The 16,519-nt window shown below is 42.6% G+C and carries 11 protein-coding genes; 9 read left to right on the top strand and 2 right to left on the bottom strand.

Features of this window, described 5'->3' with window-relative positions:
* The first annotated feature begins 104 nt into the window (after nucleotides 1-104).
* The 3 genes from CHB62_RS03705 to CHB62_RS03695 all read left to right on the top strand — a co-directional run bounded on the left by CHB62_RS03705 (nucleotide 105) and on the right by CHB62_RS03695 (nucleotide 6,522).
* Nucleotides 105-2,261 (top strand): helix-turn-helix domain-containing protein, encoded by a 2,157-nt coding sequence (locus CHB62_RS03705; protein ID WP_089365761.1) that lies wholly within the window; start codon nucleotides 105-107, stop codon nucleotides 2,259-2,261.
* Nucleotides 2,262-2,466: 205 nt separating this feature from the next.
* Complete coding sequence (locus tag CHB62_RS03700) at nucleotides 2,467-3,567, top strand: helix-turn-helix domain-containing protein (protein ID WP_089365760.1); 1,101 nt, start codon at nucleotides 2,467-2,469, stop codon at nucleotides 3,565-3,567.
* Nucleotides 3,568-4,332: 765 nt separating this feature from the next.
* Nucleotides 4,333-6,522 (top strand): glutamine synthetase III family protein, encoded by a 2,190-nt coding sequence (locus CHB62_RS03695; protein ID WP_089365759.1) that lies wholly within the window; start codon nucleotides 4,333-4,335, stop codon nucleotides 6,520-6,522.
* A gap of 151 nt (nucleotides 6,523-6,673) precedes the next feature.
* Here the strand turns inward: CHB62_RS03695 and glsB are convergent, their stop codons facing one another.
* A complete protein-coding gene (gene glsB, locus CHB62_RS03690; protein ID WP_089365758.1) occupies nucleotides 6,674-7,666 on the bottom strand; it encodes a glycine N(alpha)-acyltransferase GlsB in 993 nt (330 codons plus the stop codon).
* Nucleotides 7,667-7,745: 79 nt separating this feature from the next.
* Nucleotides 7,746-8,573: a lyso-glycine lipid O-acyltransferase GlsA gene (gene glsA, locus CHB62_RS03685; RefSeq protein WP_089365757.1), complete on the bottom strand. Its 828-nt coding sequence runs from the start codon at nucleotides 8,571-8,573 to the stop codon at nucleotides 7,746-7,748.
* A gap of 747 nt (nucleotides 8,574-9,320) precedes the next feature.
* On the opposite strand from glsA, the gene mraZ reads away from it, so the two are divergent.
* The 6 genes from mraZ to CHB62_RS03655 all read left to right on the top strand — a co-directional run bounded on the left by mraZ (nucleotide 9,321) and on the right by CHB62_RS03655 (nucleotide 16,376).
* A complete protein-coding gene (gene mraZ, locus CHB62_RS03680; protein WP_009010881.1) occupies nucleotides 9,321-9,806 on the top strand; it encodes a division/cell wall cluster transcriptional repressor MraZ in 486 nt (161 codons plus the stop codon).
* A 23-nt stretch (nucleotides 9,807-9,829) separates the two neighbouring features.
* A complete protein-coding gene (gene rsmH, locus CHB62_RS03675; RefSeq protein ID WP_089365756.1) occupies nucleotides 9,830-10,774 on the top strand; it encodes a 16S rRNA (cytosine(1402)-N(4))-methyltransferase RsmH in 945 nt (314 codons plus the stop codon).
* Entirely contained in the window at nucleotides 10,767-11,360 is a 594-nt protein-coding gene (locus CHB62_RS03670) for an FtsL-like putative cell division protein (protein ID WP_089365755.1), read from the top strand. The genes rsmH and CHB62_RS03670 overlap by 8 nt, the downstream gene beginning before the upstream one ends.
* A 3-nt stretch (nucleotides 11,361-11,363) precedes the next feature.
* Nucleotides 11,364-13,520 (top strand): penicillin-binding protein, encoded by a 2,157-nt coding sequence (locus CHB62_RS03665; protein ID WP_089365754.1) that lies wholly within the window; start codon nucleotides 11,364-11,366, stop codon nucleotides 13,518-13,520.
* 63 nt (nucleotides 13,521-13,583) lie between these two features.
* A complete protein-coding gene (locus CHB62_RS03660; protein ID WP_089365753.1) occupies nucleotides 13,584-15,041 on the top strand; it encodes a UDP-N-acetylmuramoyl-L-alanyl-D-glutamate--2,6-diaminopimelate ligase in 1,458 nt (485 codons plus the stop codon).
* Between the two features lie 63 nt (nucleotides 15,042-15,104).
* A complete protein-coding gene (locus CHB62_RS03655; RefSeq protein WP_089365752.1) occupies nucleotides 15,105-16,376 on the top strand; it encodes a phospho-N-acetylmuramoyl-pentapeptide-transferase in 1,272 nt (423 codons plus the stop codon).
* The last annotated feature ends 143 nt before the right edge of the window (nucleotides 16,377-16,519 follow it).

The following is a 16,519-nucleotide window of genomic DNA, read 5'->3' as shown; positions in this document are numbered from 1 at the left end:
TTATGCTGTATCAAGCCGATTGACATAAATCAAAGTGGCAACACTTGCTTTTCTCAAATATTTAAACTAACTTTGCCTGCCGCAAACAAAAAAGGCACAAGAGAATGGAGAAAAACCAAGAATTACGCAATGCATGGGACTTTGTAGAACACACCGGAATTAGTATTTTCCTAACGGGAAAGGCTGGTACGGGCAAAACCACATTCCTTCGCGCACTTAAAGAACACAGCAACAAACGAAACGTCATCGTTGCCCCCACTGGTGTGGCAGCAATGAATGCTGGCGGCATGACCATCCATTCCTTCTTCCAACTCCCCCTCTCGCCTTTTGTTCCTAATGCGAACATTAAGAATCGATTTGATTATAGCAAAGAGAAACGTAAGATTATGCGTACACTCGACCTACTTATCATAGACGAAATAAGTATGGTAAGGGCCGACGTACTCGATGCCATCGACTCTGTGCTGCGCCGTTTTCGTGAACCCAACAAACCTTTTGGGGGTGTGCAGCTCCTCATGATAGGCGACCTACAACAACTCACTCCTGTCGTGACACCCACAGAGGAAGAATTACTACAACGTTACTACGATACTCCTTATTTCTTCGGTTCAAAAGCTTTGCGTAGTATTAACTACGTTACGATTGAACTTACCCATGTTTATCGACAGCAAGACGAGACCTTTATCACCTTACTTAATAATATAAGGGAGGGTAACGTATCGGAGAGCGACCTCCAAAGACTCAACCAACGTTACGACCCCACTTTCCAACCGAAGCAGGGGAGTGACTATATCCGACTGACGACACACAACAGGATGGCCGAAAGCTATAACGAAGACCAATTAAGAAATCTTCCGACAAGGGCCTATACCTTCAGTGCAGAGACAGAGGGAAACTTTCCAGAATACAACTATCCAACAGATTTCAACCTAACATTAAAGGTTGGGGCACAGGTGATGTTTATCCGTAATGATAACATTGGAAGGTTCTATAACGGCCGCATTGGACACGTCACCTACGTAGACAATGAGAAAATCAGCGTTCTTTGTCCTGGCGATGAAGAGCCCTTTGATGTTGAAGCAGAAACCTGGGAGAACACCAAATACACCTTGAATGAAAAGACAAAACAGATAGAAGCTGAGGTGCAAGGAACGTTCAAACAGTATCCACTCCGCTTGGCATGGGCCATAACCATACATAAAAGTCAGGGATTAACCTTTGAACATGCTATCATAGACGCACAGGCATCCTTTGCGTCGGGACAGGTCTATGTCGCACTGAGTCGTTGTAAGTCGTTAGAAGGTTTAGTCTTAGCCTCTCCTATCGGCAATACGGCTATCATTAACGATAGTAGAGTGAGCGATTATATCTCTCATCAAACAGAAGAGGCACAGAAGAGTATCTCCGTATTACCAACGCTCAAAGAGGAATATTATCGCCAGCTACTCATTGAGATGTTTAATTTCAACGACCTTAAAGTATATGAGGCCGCCCTCTTCAGAGTCCTTACAGAGTTCTTCTTCAAGTACACTAAGATAAATGCACTCCACAAGATGGCGTTGTCTGACTTAGAGAACAGAGTCATCGGAGTATCGATGAAATGGGAGAAAACTATCAAGTCTATGACTACCGAGCAGCTTCAGAGAGAAGATTTCAAGGAGAGAATAAAGAAGGGAGCTCTCTATTTCCATAGTGAATTGACGGAGATATTCAGCAAGACCATACCATTAACGAAAGAGGTAGAAACGAATAATAAGGTTGGGGCTAAACGCTTTGATAGTACTTACACGGAACTTAAACAGACATACGACGCCAAGCAGGACCTATTAGAGAGTATGATGGAAGAAGACTTCACCATAACAAACTATCTGACAAGGAAGCAAGAGGCTATTCTCAACAGTATTGGCGATGAAACCGAGAGAAAAAGAAGAAAGAGAAGAGAAACAAAAGACAGCCCAGCGGCTAACAAGATTAGCACATACGAGCAGTCTTACATCCTCTATAAAGCAGGTAAAAGCATCGAAGAGATTGCTAAGGAACGTGGGCTAACCGAAGGAACCATTCAAGGACACCTCATTCCTTACATCAACAATGGAGATATAAAACTTGAAGATGTCATAGAGGAAAAGAAAATTAATATCATCAAACGTATCGCAAAAGCAGTAGGAAGAGAGAACGGCATCAAACCGATTAAAGAACAATGCCCTTCGGACATCACCTACAACGATATAAACTTAGTCATCAAAACAACCGTCCCCTGAGAGGGCCTATCGTTCTCGAGCATAGTGCTCACCTATTAGTATTGACAATATCACCTCCCCTCAGGGGCTTTATCAACCTTACAAACGAAGTTGTCTGATAACAGAAGATATGTTATCTCCTTAATCTTTCCAAAAAGAAGACTAAGAAACAAAGATTACGAGATAAATTTATTATCTTTGTATTAGACAACAACACAGACATATCATGATTTTAAGTTATGCAACATCATTAGTGGCTATCGCTGCGACAGCTATATGCTTTATCATCATTACATTAATGTATTGGAGGTCGCCAAGCGGTCCACTCACCTTCAAACGTAGAGTAATTATAGCAGACTACTGCCTGTTATTGTTATATCTATGCTGCCATTTCTTTAGAAGCAGAAACGATGAAACGGAGATACTATGCGTTCCATCAATCCTTTCCTTGTATCTTCTTTGGGAATCCTTCCTCATTACTTGTACGACATTCAGTAATGGTAAGATCTATGCAAACAAGTATGCCTTATTGTTCTATAACCTTCTGCCCTTGTCTCTTCTGATTCCTCAGATGATATATGCGGCGAATGGTCATATCTATCATTTCCAGAACTATGACCAAGTGGTGCAAGCCCTCAACCAAGCAATACCGATGGAGGCATATATGCGAATTGCTTTTGTGGCTGGTATCATCTTGTGTATGATATTAATGATAGTTGAAATCCTACTTCAACAGATAAAATACAAGCAACAGATCATAGAGGATAAAGGCGATATTAGAGGTGTTGCCCGACGCAACACACTGTATTTAGGGACGGGAATCCTCTTAGTTACTATAACCATAGGACAATTTATCCCTACAATAACATTCCATGCTATCTTAAAGATAGGGATTATCTTCACCGTCATAGCCATCACTCGATTCTATGTGAACCTACATAAGCACATCAAGAAATTAGAGTCTCACAGCTATAACCGGGGTAAAACAATCAAAGAGAAGATTGACCAATGGTTAGACCAAGAGCCGTTCCCATTATCCAACACCGAGCTCACGATGGAGAAGACAGCAGCTTCCATAGGTATTCCTACCATGGCCCTCTCCTATTATATATATGAGTTTGCAGGTAAAACCTTCCTCTCATGGCAGAGTGAATGCCGTATGCTTCAGTGCCGCGAATTACTTAAAGACAACAACAAAAACATCTCCGAGATAGCCTACGAATGTGGCTATAGCGACCTCGCTGCAATGAGTAAAGCCTTCAAAAAGCGGTTCGGAGTGGCTCCGACAGTTTATAGAAAGAAACTTTCTGGGGAAAAAGGCCAATAACAAGACATACTTCTCAAAGGGCAACATTTATCGATGAAAAGGCCGAAAATAGAGGATAATTACAGTAAAAACTATAGTTATAATAAAAAAATAGGCTTATAACAAATATAAATCGTTTGCATGTCCTTTGTTATTCCAAAAAAATAACTACCTTTGCGAAGTCAATTAAAGATATTTCTTGAGTAGCAATCAAATTACGTTTAAATAGTTATTAGTAAGTTAATAGTCAAATTAAAGTAGTTAGGACAGTCCTCGTGAGAAGATAGCCTAATGATTTTTTTGAGTCAAATAATTTTTTGAGTTATTTAGTTAAGTGGCTGAGTGTATGTCTGCGTGAGCAGATATGCACTTTTTTTGTATCCGAAGGTTACACCTATCCTATATCTAACTTTCATCTTACTGACCCACCATGGTATCAACATTTATAGACGATAGCATGCGAGCCGTTAGTTATTAATCCCCTACTCCCTATCAGACATAAATAGAGAATACCGCTTTCTTCATGTTGCTCTCACTCCCTTCATCCGCATCGTCATCGTAACGTAGTATTTTCCAACGGCTCATTCAGATTATTAAATAGGAACGTAGACAGCATTAAGCACCCTATTACTATATATCGTAACCAGATAACATAATTCTTAACAAACAATTTAAGCGTTGAAATATAGGATTTAACACACAAATAATAATATTCTTAAATACTTTGCAGGATAACTCGAAAATAGTTAATTTTGCACTGACAAGTTTCATTTTAAGACAAAGAATATGGCAAATTTAAGATTTGGAGCTATCGAAGAAGCATTCAAGAAACGCCCCTTAGAGATTAAGACACCGAAAGAACGTCCAGAAGATTTCTATGGTAAATACGTCTTCAATCGTGCAAAAATGTACAAGTATCTACCCGTTGACATTTATTATAAGCTCATAGATGTCATTGATAATGGGACACGATTAGACCGTTCTATCGCTAACGCTGTAGCACAGGGAATGAAGAAATGGGCCGAAGAACACGGAGCAACACACTACACACACTGGTTCCAACCCCTAACAGAAGGTACTGCAGAGAAACATGATGCTTTCATTGAACATGACGGAAAAGGCGGTATGATGGAGGAGTTCTCAGGAAAACTACTTGTTCAACAGGAGCCTGATGCCAGTTCTTTCCCTAACGGAGGTATCCGCAACACCTTTGAAGCACGAGGCTATTCAGCTTGGGACCCTACGAGTCCGGTATTTATCATCGAAGACACACTATGTATCCCGACAATATTTATATCTTATACTGGGGAATCACTTGATTACAAAGCACCATTATTAAAATCACTCCATGCTGTAAATGTGACAGCAACCAAAGTTTGCCAATACTTTTATCAAGACGTAAAACAAGTTCACACAAATCTTGGGTGGGAACAAGAATACTTCCTTGTAGACGAGGACCTCTACTTTGCTCGTCCTGACCTTATGCTTACAGGTCGCACACTGATGGGTCATGACTCTGCAAAGAACCAACAGATGGACGACCATTACTTCGGAACAATCCCTGAGCGTGTGCAAGCCTTCATGAAAGACCTTGAGATACAAGCACTCGAATTAGGTATCCCTTGTAAGACTCGCCACAATGAGGTTGCACCTGGTCAGTTTGAGTTAGCACCTATCTTTGAGGAGTGCAACCTTGCCGTAGACCATAACATGCTCTTGATGTCACTCATGAAGAAGGTTGCACATAAGCATAGCTTCCGTGTACTCCTCCATGAGAAACCATTTGCAGGAGTCAATGGTTCTGGTAAACATAACAACTGGAGCCTAAGTACCGACAATGGTATCCTCCTCCATGCAGCAGGGAAAACCCACAAAGACAACCTCCGCTTTGTTGTATTCATCGTAGAGACGCTCATGGCAGTCTACAAACACAATGGCCTCTTGAAGGCTTCTGTGATGAGTGCAACCAACGATCACCGCCTTGGAGCAAACGAAGCACCACCTGCCATCATCTCCTCTTTCCTCGGACGACAGATTAGCGACCTCCTCGACCACATAGAGAAGGCTGACAAGGAGAACATCTTTAACCTAAGTGGAAAGACTGGTATGCAAATGGATATCCCAGAGATTCCAGAGTTGCTCATCGACAACACCGACCGTAACAGGACCTCTCCATTTGCCTTCACTGGTAACCGCTTTGAGTTCCGTGCCGTTGGTTCTGAAGCCAACTGTGCATCTGCCATGATCGTACTCAACACGGCTATTGCAGAGGCTTTACAGAACTTCTCCGAGCGAGTAGATGCTTTGGTAGAAAAGGGAGAAGACTTGACGTCAGCTATCATTGACATCGTTCGTGAGGACATCAAGGCCTGCAAGCCTATCCACTTCGATGGAAACGGATATTCTGACGCATGGAAAGAAGAAGCACACAGACGTGGTCTCGATTGTGAGTCAAGCTGTCCTAAGTGTTTCGACCGCTACCTTGACGACGCTTCTATCAAGATGTTCGAGTCTATGAACGTCATGAAGCGTAACGAGTTAGAAGCTCGTAACGAAGTGAAATGGGAGACTTACACGAAGAAAATCCAAATTGAAGCACGTGTAATGGGCGATTTGGCAATGAACCATATCATCCCCGTGGCCACACACTACCAGAGTCAGTTAGCTAAGAATGTGCAGAATATGGTCAACATCTTCGGAGATGTAGAGGGTAAACAGCTCAGCGAACGAAATATAAAGATTATTCGCGAGATTGCTGAACGCACAACTATCATCGAGTCTGGCGTGGAGGAACTTGTCAACGCACGTAAACAAGCTAACAAGATAGAAAGTCAACGTGAGAAAGCTATCGCTTATCATGACACTATCGCACCAAAGATGGAAGCCATCCGATATCAGATTGACAAATTAGAGTTAGTGGTCAGCGACGAGCTTTGGACACTTCCAAAATATCGTGAACTACTCTTTATCAGATAAAAGATAGCGATTTCATCGACAATTAACACCTTCTTCGCATCTTTACTTGGACACAGTAAAGGGCGAAGAAAGTAACAGAAGAAAGGCAGGTAATCCCAAATTCAACGGATTACCTGCCTTTCTTTTATTTCTATATATTCTTACTTTAATCTTATTCCTTCTCTTTATAGATAACATTATTAGCCCCGCTCGTAAACTTCAAAGCCTCTGGATGCTCATCAACAAAGCTTTCTATATGCCGAATACGCTTCTCTTCGAAAATCTCATCAATGGCAATGAGTATTCCAGTCTCCTCTACATCACCAAAGCCATAGTTGATAGCAGTGCCAAAAAGCTTCATGGTAGGAGAAAGATTCATATAGGCATTTACCAAAGGAGGGATATTATATCCCAACTCACGCACCTCATGATTTAGAATCTTATAGTCTTCTTTGAAATTCTCACCTTGAAAGAGAGCATCCAACTCCGTCATTGGAGTATCAATTTTCAGCGGTTTTATCGGTATTATAAGGTCTTCTTTATCATCAAAATATTTCTTCAAGAAATAAAGAATCATATCCCTTCCACGTCGAATATACGAAGGATACATCGTCATCTTACCGAAGAAGTATTTACATTCAGGGTACAACACCGTTAACGCTCCCAGCCCATCCCAGAGGTTATCCAGTGCAAAGATGCTCTTAGAGTTCTTACGAACGTTCTGGTAATCCAATGAGACAAACGAACGTCCAAGCTCAACGGTATAAGGAGCATACTCCTTCATAAACTTATCAGAGAAATGGAACATGTGACTTGTTGCTACCTTTGGTTGTCCGTTCTGGTCTATCTTCCACTCGCTTCCAAAGATATAACGATACCCACCGATAATCTCCTCGGCCTCAGGATTCCAAACAATCAACTGCCTACAACAATTCTCCATCGTGTCGAACTCATCGATATCCATCGATTTTCCCGTTCCTCCACCCGCTGAACGGAAAGCTATCTCACGCAAACGTCCAATCTCCTTCATCACGTTAGGAGCTGTTTTAGCAGTCACAACATAAATCTCATTGTGGCTCTTGTTTGTCGTACGAAGCATCCGGTCAGGAGTCAACTCGCTCTTGAGTAGTTCCTTGCTGATGGGTTGGATGATTTCTTCTTCCATATATTCTAATAAATCTTTTCTTTCTCTATATCTTATCGAGTGGTAAATCACTTCACCTTGTCTCCATCGAAGCTAATGATTATAGCTCGTAAACCATGTATTCGACATATTTTGCCCATTCCATCGGTGTACGACTCTTATCGAAGGTCTGCCAAGGGATAGGCTTCCCTATCGCTACTCGGAATGTCTTACCAACATTTCTATACATTTCATCGACAAGGAAGAGCATGGCAATATTCACCTTCTTGACGTATTTATCACTAAAATGAGCGATGCGATAGAACCGATCTGAATTGCGTCCACCAAAGAAGATAGGGACTACATCACGCTGATACTCCACACTCTTCGTGATAAAAGTTTTCTTCCACTCTAAATCATGTATCTTTCCATTAATCTTACGACTATTCAGTCCGGCCGGGAACATCAAGATATGATTGTCACTTTGAAATCCAGCCTCAACCATTCGAGGGAAATCACGACTCTGTTTTCCCGTCTTGTTGATACCAATACTTACTGATTTCAATCCAGGGAGATTGAGTAATAAATCGTTAACCAAGTAGCGGAACTTTCCATCATAGTGTTTCCCGATAATAGAACCGAGTGCTACACCATCCTGCCCACCAAGGGGATGATTTGAGACAAAGGTATAGAGCTTACCATCGTCCTTCTTTGGGAGATTTTCTAACCCTTCGATTTGTAGCGTCATATCAAGATAACGCACACATTCCGTGAGCCACTCCGTACCTGTCAAGCCACGACTTTCCCAAAGAAACTGGTTCACCTCGTCTTCATGGAGGATACGTTTTAGCCAATTGACAGCAAAAGACGGAACGAATTTAGCCTTCGCTCCCATCTTATCTCTTAGAATCTTGTCAATGTCTATCGTCTTCTCTATTTCTTCACTCATGTACTCTATTCTCTCCTAACAAAGTGCAAAAATAACGAAACGATTTGGAATAGCCTGCTTTTTTTGCGAAAAATATAGGCTTAAACATAAAAAAATCATGTCATTAACTCGGCTGGGAGCACTCCTTAAAAGTCAAGTTCCCGATTATGCCCCACGCTTTCTCATATCCCCCACTTTACTGACACACAACGAAACAAAGGCATAAAATTAGCAAGAAAACGACTTCGACGCTTCCTAAAATAGATAATTTTCTTCGGAGAGAAGCCTTGATAAAGATTGTCACAACCCTCTGTTTTGTAATAAAATTTCACCCTCTTAAAAGTAGACTACGCCCAACAACGTTACAGACAAGACCCTTCAAGCATGCAAAAGACGCCCTTCTTGAAGCTTACTAACGCTCTTCTTGAAGCATATTAGGCGTCTTCTTCATTACCACCTCGCAAATGTTTGAATACATGATACTTACACCAACATCCATAACCAGCTTTTCAGCCCTCAAAGAAAGACTTTTACACGGTTTAACTGTAAATATATTTCAAACAAGTAAACAACCGACATTGTCCACTCAACCAACAGTAAGATTCAAGCGCATGCTCTTGAATGATAATCATGAGGGAAGTAACGCCTCTTGAAGCGTTAATATAATAAAATTTAAGAGCGTTCTTAAAATATTGTGGAGTATAGTGGGGATATGTGGGGAAAAATGTGTAACTTTGAAGCCAAATACAGCTTTATAAAAAGACAGGTATGAGATTTTTAGGAAATATCGAAGCAAAAACAGACGCAAAAGGGCGGGCTTTCCTGCCAGCAGTCTTTCGCAAGGTGCTTAACGCATCTGGCGAAGAGTCGTTGGTATTGCGCAAAGATATCTTCGAACCCTGTCTGGTTCTCTACCCCGAGTCGGTATGGAACAAACGAATGGATGCACTTCGCAACCGTCTAAGCCGTTGGAGTCGTCGCGACCAAATGATTTATCGCCAATACGTCACCGATGTTGAGATGATTACATTGGATGGTAATGGTCGTTTCCTAATACCAAAGCGATATCTGAAGATGGCCAATATTGACCAACAGATTAGGTTCACAGGGATGGACGATTGTATTGAGATATGGGCGAACAAAGCTGACAACGAGCCATTTATGTCGGCTGAAGAATTTAGCAAAGCCATGGAAGAAACCATGGGAATGGAAGGAACCTTCTGGATTGACACTCCATCACAGGACAACAAGTAATCAACAACACAAGAATCAACAGCATGATTAAGACTGCAGAATGTTATCATATTCCCGTACTCCTCAACGAAAGCATTGAAGGACTGAACCTTCATGCGAATGGAGTCTATGTGGATGTAACCTTCGGAGGTGGAGGTCATAGCCGAGAGATTCTTTCTCGCTTAGGAGAAGGCTGTCATCTCTATAGCTTCGACCAAGATGCTGATGCCGAGCAGAACATTGACAGCATGGGACTAAGTGAAGAGCAAGTGAACCGTTTTACGTTCGTTCGTTCTAATTTCAGATATTTGAAGAACTGGATGCGGTATTATGAGATAGACCATTTAGACGGACTCCTTGCCGACCTTGGCGTCAGCAGTCATCATTTCGATGATGAGACTCGTGGCTTCTCCTTCCGCTTCGAGGCCCCGCTTGACATGAGAATGAACAAAAGAGCAGGACTGACAGCAGCCGACATCCTTAACGACTATGACGAAGAACGATTGGCAGACCTACTCTATCTCTACGGAGAACTGAAACAGTCACGCCGTATCGCCTCAGCCATCGTTAAAGCAAGAGAAAAGAAAACATACAAGACGACGAATGATCTACTGACGACCATCGAACCTTTCTTCCAACGGGCACGAGAGAAGAAAGACATGGCAAAGATGTTCCAAGCCCTTCGCATTGAAGTAAACCACGAGATGGACGCTCTGAAAGAGATGCTCACAGCAGCAACCGAGTTGCTTCGTCCTGGCGGTAGACTCTCTGTTATCACCTACCACTCATTAGAAGATAGAATGGTGAAGAACATTATGAAGTCGGGTAACATCGAGGGTAAAGTGAAGCAAGACTTCTTCGGACGAATAGAGACACCCTTCCGATTGGTCAATAACAAAGTTATCACAGCAAGTAACGACGAACAAGAAAGAAACCCACGAAGCCGAAGTGCAAAACTAAGAATAGCAGAAAAGAAAGCAAATGAATGACGAGAACGACAAGAAGAAGCCAATGGCAACGGAGCAAGTCCTCACAGAAGAGATAACACTCTTCACTGAGAATGAGCCAAACACTACGGAGCCACTCATCAAGACAGAAGCTGTAGAGGAGACAACACAGGCCTCTGCCAACAATGAAGCTGTAACACCACTAACAGAAGAAGAAGAGAAGGAGAAAGAAGAAAAGGAGGAGGTTGAAAAGATTAAAGCTGCTATAGAAGAGCAAGCACGTGAAGATGAGCAACCGCAATCTTCTAACTTTACCTTGAGAAAGATATTAGGTGGTGATATTCTCTCAGCACGGCTCCTTCGTAATAACATCTGGTTGATTATCACCATCGTCTTCTTTACCATCGTCTATATATCAAATCGATATAGTGTACAGAAGTATCTTATTGATATTGATAAGTTAAGGAATGAACTGGACGATGCTAAATATCGTGCACTATCAAGTAGTAGTCAACTCACTGAGAAGACACGTGAGAGCCATATACTTGAAATCTTGAAGACAAGAAAGGACAGTGTCCTAAAGATGTCAGACCGTCCACCTTATATTATAGATGTACCCGAGAAATAAGATATGAGCAAGTTTGATAATAGTAAAATAATGCCTCGTTACAGCGTCATAGCCATCATCATGTCGCTTATCGCTGTAGCTGTTATCGGTAAGACTATCTACACTATGACAGCAGGAAGGTCTTACTGGATGGAAGTGGCTGCTTCTCAGAAGAAAGACAGCGTTTCGATCAAGCCTACCAGAGGTAATATCCTCAGTTGCAATGGGCAACTCATGGCAAGCTCAATACCTGAGTTTAAGGTTTACATGGACTTTAACGCTCTGAAAGTAGCAGGAAATGACACCGCTTTCATCGATAGCATCAACTATATAAGTAAAGGATTGAACAACATCTTCCCTGAGAAGTCGGCCTCATACTTCAAGCAGTATCTCATGGAAGGATATCATAAGGTAAGTAAGCATTGGCCTATATGGAACGAGCGTATCGACTATAACACCTTTAAAGAGATACAATCTCTTCCTATCTTCAAGAATGAAAATAAGAATAAGAGCGGATTCCACTGGGATAAGTTCAATGCCCGTCGTCGTCCGTTTGGCTCACTTGCTCAACGTACTATTGGCGATATGTTCGGTGCTAAAGATACGGCTCGCTGCGGTCTGGAGCTTTCTTACGACTCTATCCTTCGTGGTACAAATGGTATCATTCACCGTCGTAAGGTGCGCAATAGATTCCTTAATATCACTGACACACCCCCTGTTGACGGTGCCGACATCATCACGACCATTGATGTCAGCATGCAAGACTTGGCCGAACGTGCACTGATTGACGAGCTAAAAGAGATTAATGGCAACGTAGGTGTTGCCATTGTGATGGAGGTAGCGACGGGTGATGTGAAAGCAATCGTCAATCTCGACAAATGTAGCGACGGTGAATATAGAGAGGTTAAGAACCATGCTGTAAGCGACTTGTTGGAACCTGGCTCTGTCTTCAAGACTGCTTCCATCATGACAGCACTTGATGATGGAGTGGTAGACACGATGTACACCGTTCAGACAGGACCTGGTGTTTGGAACATGTATGGCCGAGACATGAAAGACCATAACTGGACACGTGGTGGTTACGGCACACTGACACTGCCATGGACATTGAAGTACAGTTCTAATATTGGTGTTAGTCGTATCATCGACTTGCACTATCACAAGAACCCAGAGAAGTTTGTTCAAGGCATCTACGACCTCGGACTTGCTACTGACTTCCATATTCCTATTGTCGGATATTCGCCTGCAAGGATTCGTATGCCACATAAGAACAGTCGTGGCCAATATGTCAACTGGAGTGCTACAGCCCTTCCATGGATGAGTATCGGCTACGAGACACAGATACCTCCAATATCAACTATTACCTTCTATAACGCTATCGCTAACGGAGGAAAGCTGATGCAACCACGCTTTGTAAAGCAGATTGTGAAGAATGGCGAGGTTATCTATGACAATCCTCCAAAGGTATTAAAGGAGCATATAGCAAAGGAAAGTACGATAAAGCAGATTACCCGAATATTGACTGAGGTAGTATCAGAAGGTTTGGGTAAGAAAGCTGGTTCAGACAAGTTCCTCGTTGCGGGTAAGACGGGTACTGCCCAGATGTCAAAGGGAGCCTTAGGCTATAAGACGGGAGGTACCAACTACCTGCTGAGCTTTGCAGGTTTCTTCCCTGCAAATAACCCTCGATACAGCTGTATCGTCTGCATTCAGAAGACAGGTCTACCTGCTTCGGGAGGTGGAATGAGTGGAGTTGTGTTCCATCATATTGCTGAAGGCATTATGGCACAGAGTCTGAAACTAAACGTAACAGACGCTCGTGACAAGGAATCCATCCTTATCCCAACCGCAAAGACAGGTAATCTATTAGCGACCGACTACGTGTTAAATGCGCTTGGCTTTAACATTACAAACGGATGGAACGGTTCTCTACCCTTCGGAAATCCTATTTGGGGAAAGACAATAACGAATAGTAAGACGCTATCCTTCCAAAAGGAGAACCTATCAAAAGCCCACCTTGTACCAGACGTACATGGTATGGGAGCTCGTGATGCTGTTTATCTGATGGAGACACATGGGATAAAAGCAATCATCATTGGTAGAGGTCGCGTTATCCAACAGAGTCTTGCACCAGGAGAGAAAGTAAAGAAAGGCATGCGCTGTGAACTAAGAATGGGATAAGGAAACGCTCAAAGGGATAATTTCCCTTACATTATAAAGAACGAATAAGAATAGAACAAAGATATGAAGTTAAGTAAACTACTTACAAATGTAAAGCCCATCGCTTGCAAAGGTGATGTAGACATTGAGATTAAAGGTGTGAATATTGATAGCCGCAAGATTGAGAATGGTCATCTATTCATCGCAATGAAAGGAACTCAAGTAGACGGACATAAGTTCATTAGCAAAGCTATTGAATTGGGAGCCGTTGCCATCTTACTCGAAGACATGCCAGAGGTATTGGATGATAAGGTAACATACATTCAAGTAGCTTCAACTGAAGAGGATGCTGGCAAGGTTGCCACAATGTTCTATGGAGACCCTTCACACAAACTAAAATTGGTTGGTGTGACTGGAACAAATGGTAAGACGACTATTGCTACCTTATTATATAGGATGTTCCGAGAGTTCGGTTATAAGGTAGGGTTGCTCTCTACGGTATGTAACTATATCAATGACGAGGAATACCCAGCCAGTCATACCACACCAGACCCCATAGAGCTCAACAGTCTTCTTGCCAAGATGGTTGACGAAGGATGCGAGTATGCGTTCATGGAGTGTTCAAGTCATGCCATTCACCAGCATCGTATTGGGGGATTAGACTTTGTTGGAGGTATCTTCACCAACCTCACTCGTGACCATCTCGATTATCATAAGACATTCGAAAACTACCGTAATGCAAAGAAGATGTTCTTCGATGGTCTATCTAAGAATGCCTTTGCCATCACCAATGCCGATGATAAGAACGGTATGATAATGGTTCAGAATACCAAAGCAACCGTCAAGACCTATTCTATCAAACGCATGGCAGACTTCCGTGCAAAGATATTGGAGTGTCACTTCGAGGGTATGTACCTTGAGATTGATGGTAAAGAAGTGGGCGTACAGTTCATTGGTAAGTTCAATGTAAGCAACCTTCTTGCTGTCTATGGAGCAGCCATCATGTTAGGTAAGAAGCCTGAAGAGATACTGATTGCAATGAGTACGCTGAAGAGTGTTAACGGTCGATTGGAACCTATCCAATCACCAGAAGGCTTCACTGCTGTTGTCGACTATGCTCATACCCCAGACGCATTAGAGAATGTACTCAACGCTATTCACGACGTACTTGATGGTAAAGGTGGACATGTCATCACGGTCTGTGGCGCTGGTGGACACCGTGACAAGGGTAAGCGTCCACTGATGGCACAGGAAGCAGTAAAGCAAAGTGACACTGTCATCCTGACAAGTGACAACCCACGTGACGAAGAGCCACAAGCTATCATCGACGATATGCTTGCAGGTCTGGACACGACACAACGCAAGAAAGTTCTTACTATCGTCGACCGCAAGGAAGCCATCCGTACAGCAGCAATGATGGCGAAGAAGGGTGATGTTATCCTTGTTGCAGGTAAGGGACATGAGAACTATCAAGAGATAAATGGTGTGAAACATCATTTCGATGACCATGAGGTCATCCGTGAAATCTTTGGAATCAAATAAGCAACAATGCTGTTTTGATTTATAGAACACCATCTAATAAGAATAAATTAAAAAAGAAATAACATGCTGTATTATATCTTCCGTTGGCTTGACCAGTTCGGTATCAGTGGTTCCCATCTATGGGGATACATCAGTTTCCGTTCTATCTTGGCAATGATATTAGCCCTTATCATCTCTGCATGGTTTGGAGAACGGTTTATAAAATACCTCAAGAAGAAACAGATAACAGAGGTTCAACGAGATGCACAGATTGACCCATTCGGTGTTAAGAAGATTGGTGTACCGTCAATGGGTGGTATCATCATCATCGTTGCACTGCTGATTCCGGTTATCTTGTTAGGTAGACTACGTAACATCTATCTGTTGTTAATGATTATAACGACCGTATGGCTGGGATTCCTCGGTGGTATGGACGATTTTATCAAGATATTTCGGCATGACAAGGAAGGCTTGAAAGGTAAATACAAGATTGTCGGACAGGTAACTATCGGGCTTATCGTAGGCTTGGTTCTTTGGGCTTCTCCTGACGTTAAAGCTAACTTGAACCTTGAAGTAGCCAACCAGAATGGTAAAGAAATCGTCATCAAGCATGAGGCAAAAGCTGAGAAAACGCTTAAGACAACCATTCCGTTTGTCAAACTACATAATCTCGACTATTCAGAGATTATGGGTTTCTTAGGTCCCTACAAGACTGCAGGTGGCTGGATACTGTTTGTTCTTATGACCATCTTCGTCGTTACAGCCGTCTCTAATGGTGCCAACCTCAATGACGGAATGGACGGGATGTGCGCAGGAAACTCCGCTATCATAGGTGTCGTATTGGGTATCTTAGCCTACGTAAGTAGCCATATACAATACGCCGCCTACCTGAACATCATGTATATACCAGGTTCTGAAGAGTTGGTAGTATTCTTTATGGCCTTCATAGGTGCCTTGATTGGCTTCCTTTGGTATAATGCTTATCCTGCACAGGTATTCATGGGCGACACAGGAAGTCTTACTATTGGCGGTATCATCGCAGTAGGTGCTATCATCATTCACAAGGAGTTGATGCTCCCTATCCTCTGTGGTGTGTTCTTTGTTGAGAGCTTAAGCGTTATCGTTCAAGTGTGGTACTACAAGTTAGGAAAACGTAAAGGAGTTAAACAACGTATCTTCAAACGCACCCCTATTCACGATAACTTCCGCACACAAGATAGTCAACTCGACCCAGAATGTAAGTATCTCTTAAAGAAGCCACATAGTGCTATCCATGAGAGTAAGATAACCTTACGTTTCATCATTGTGACTATCATCCTCGCTGCAATGACTATCATCACACTGAAGATAAGATAAGCACGAGGCGTGCGAGGCGTCAGCACGATATGTGCGGGGCGTTCGCACAATTGGTGTTCATACGAAACACCACACAGCTGACCACTACCCAAGAGGCGAGTAACCGTTTACTCGAAGAGAGGTAAGCAGCCAGCAAACAAAAA

This window comes from Prevotella jejuni (assembly GCF_900187995.1).
Lineage (GTDB): Bacteria > Bacteroidota > Bacteroidia > Bacteroidales > Bacteroidaceae > Prevotella > Prevotella jejuni.
The sequence above is the reverse complement of the archived record's forward strand: the minus strand, read 5'-3'. Positions and strand labels throughout refer to the sequence as shown.

Excerpts from the sequence above, each read along its gene's own strand:
- CHB62_RS03670 (WP_089365755.1), top strand. The coding sequence starts at position 10,767 with ATGAATGACGAGAACGACAAGAAGAAGCCAATGGCAACGGAGCAAGTC.
- CHB62_RS03700 (WP_089365760.1), top strand. The coding sequence starts at position 2,467 with ATGATTTTAAGTTATGCAACATCATTAGTGGCTATCGCTGCGACAGCT.
- rsmH (WP_089365756.1), top strand. The coding sequence starts at position 9,830 with ATGATTAAGACTGCAGAATGTTATCATATTCCCGTACTCCTCAACGAA.
- CHB62_RS03665 (WP_089365754.1), top strand. The coding sequence starts at position 11,364 with ATGAGCAAGTTTGATAATAGTAAAATAATGCCTCGTTACAGCGTCATA.
- CHB62_RS03695 (WP_089365759.1), top strand. The coding sequence starts at position 4,333 with ATGGCAAATTTAAGATTTGGAGCTATCGAAGAAGCATTCAAGAAACGC.
- glsB (WP_089365758.1), bottom strand. The coding sequence starts at position 7,666 with ATGGAAGAAGAAATCATCCAACCCATCAGCAAGGAACTACTCAAGAGC.
- mraZ (WP_009010881.1), top strand. The coding sequence starts at position 9,321 with ATGAGATTTTTAGGAAATATCGAAGCAAAAACAGACGCAAAAGGGCGG.
- glsA (WP_089365757.1), bottom strand. The coding sequence starts at position 8,573 with ATGAGTGAAGAAATAGAGAAGACGATAGACATTGACAAGATTCTAAGA.
- CHB62_RS03705 (WP_089365761.1), top strand. The coding sequence starts at position 105 with ATGGAGAAAAACCAAGAATTACGCAATGCATGGGACTTTGTAGAACAC.
- CHB62_RS03655 (WP_089365752.1), top strand. The coding sequence starts at position 15,105 with ATGCTGTATTATATCTTCCGTTGGCTTGACCAGTTCGGTATCAGTGGT.
- CHB62_RS03660 (WP_089365753.1), top strand. The coding sequence starts at position 13,584 with ATGAAGTTAAGTAAACTACTTACAAATGTAAAGCCCATCGCTTGCAAA.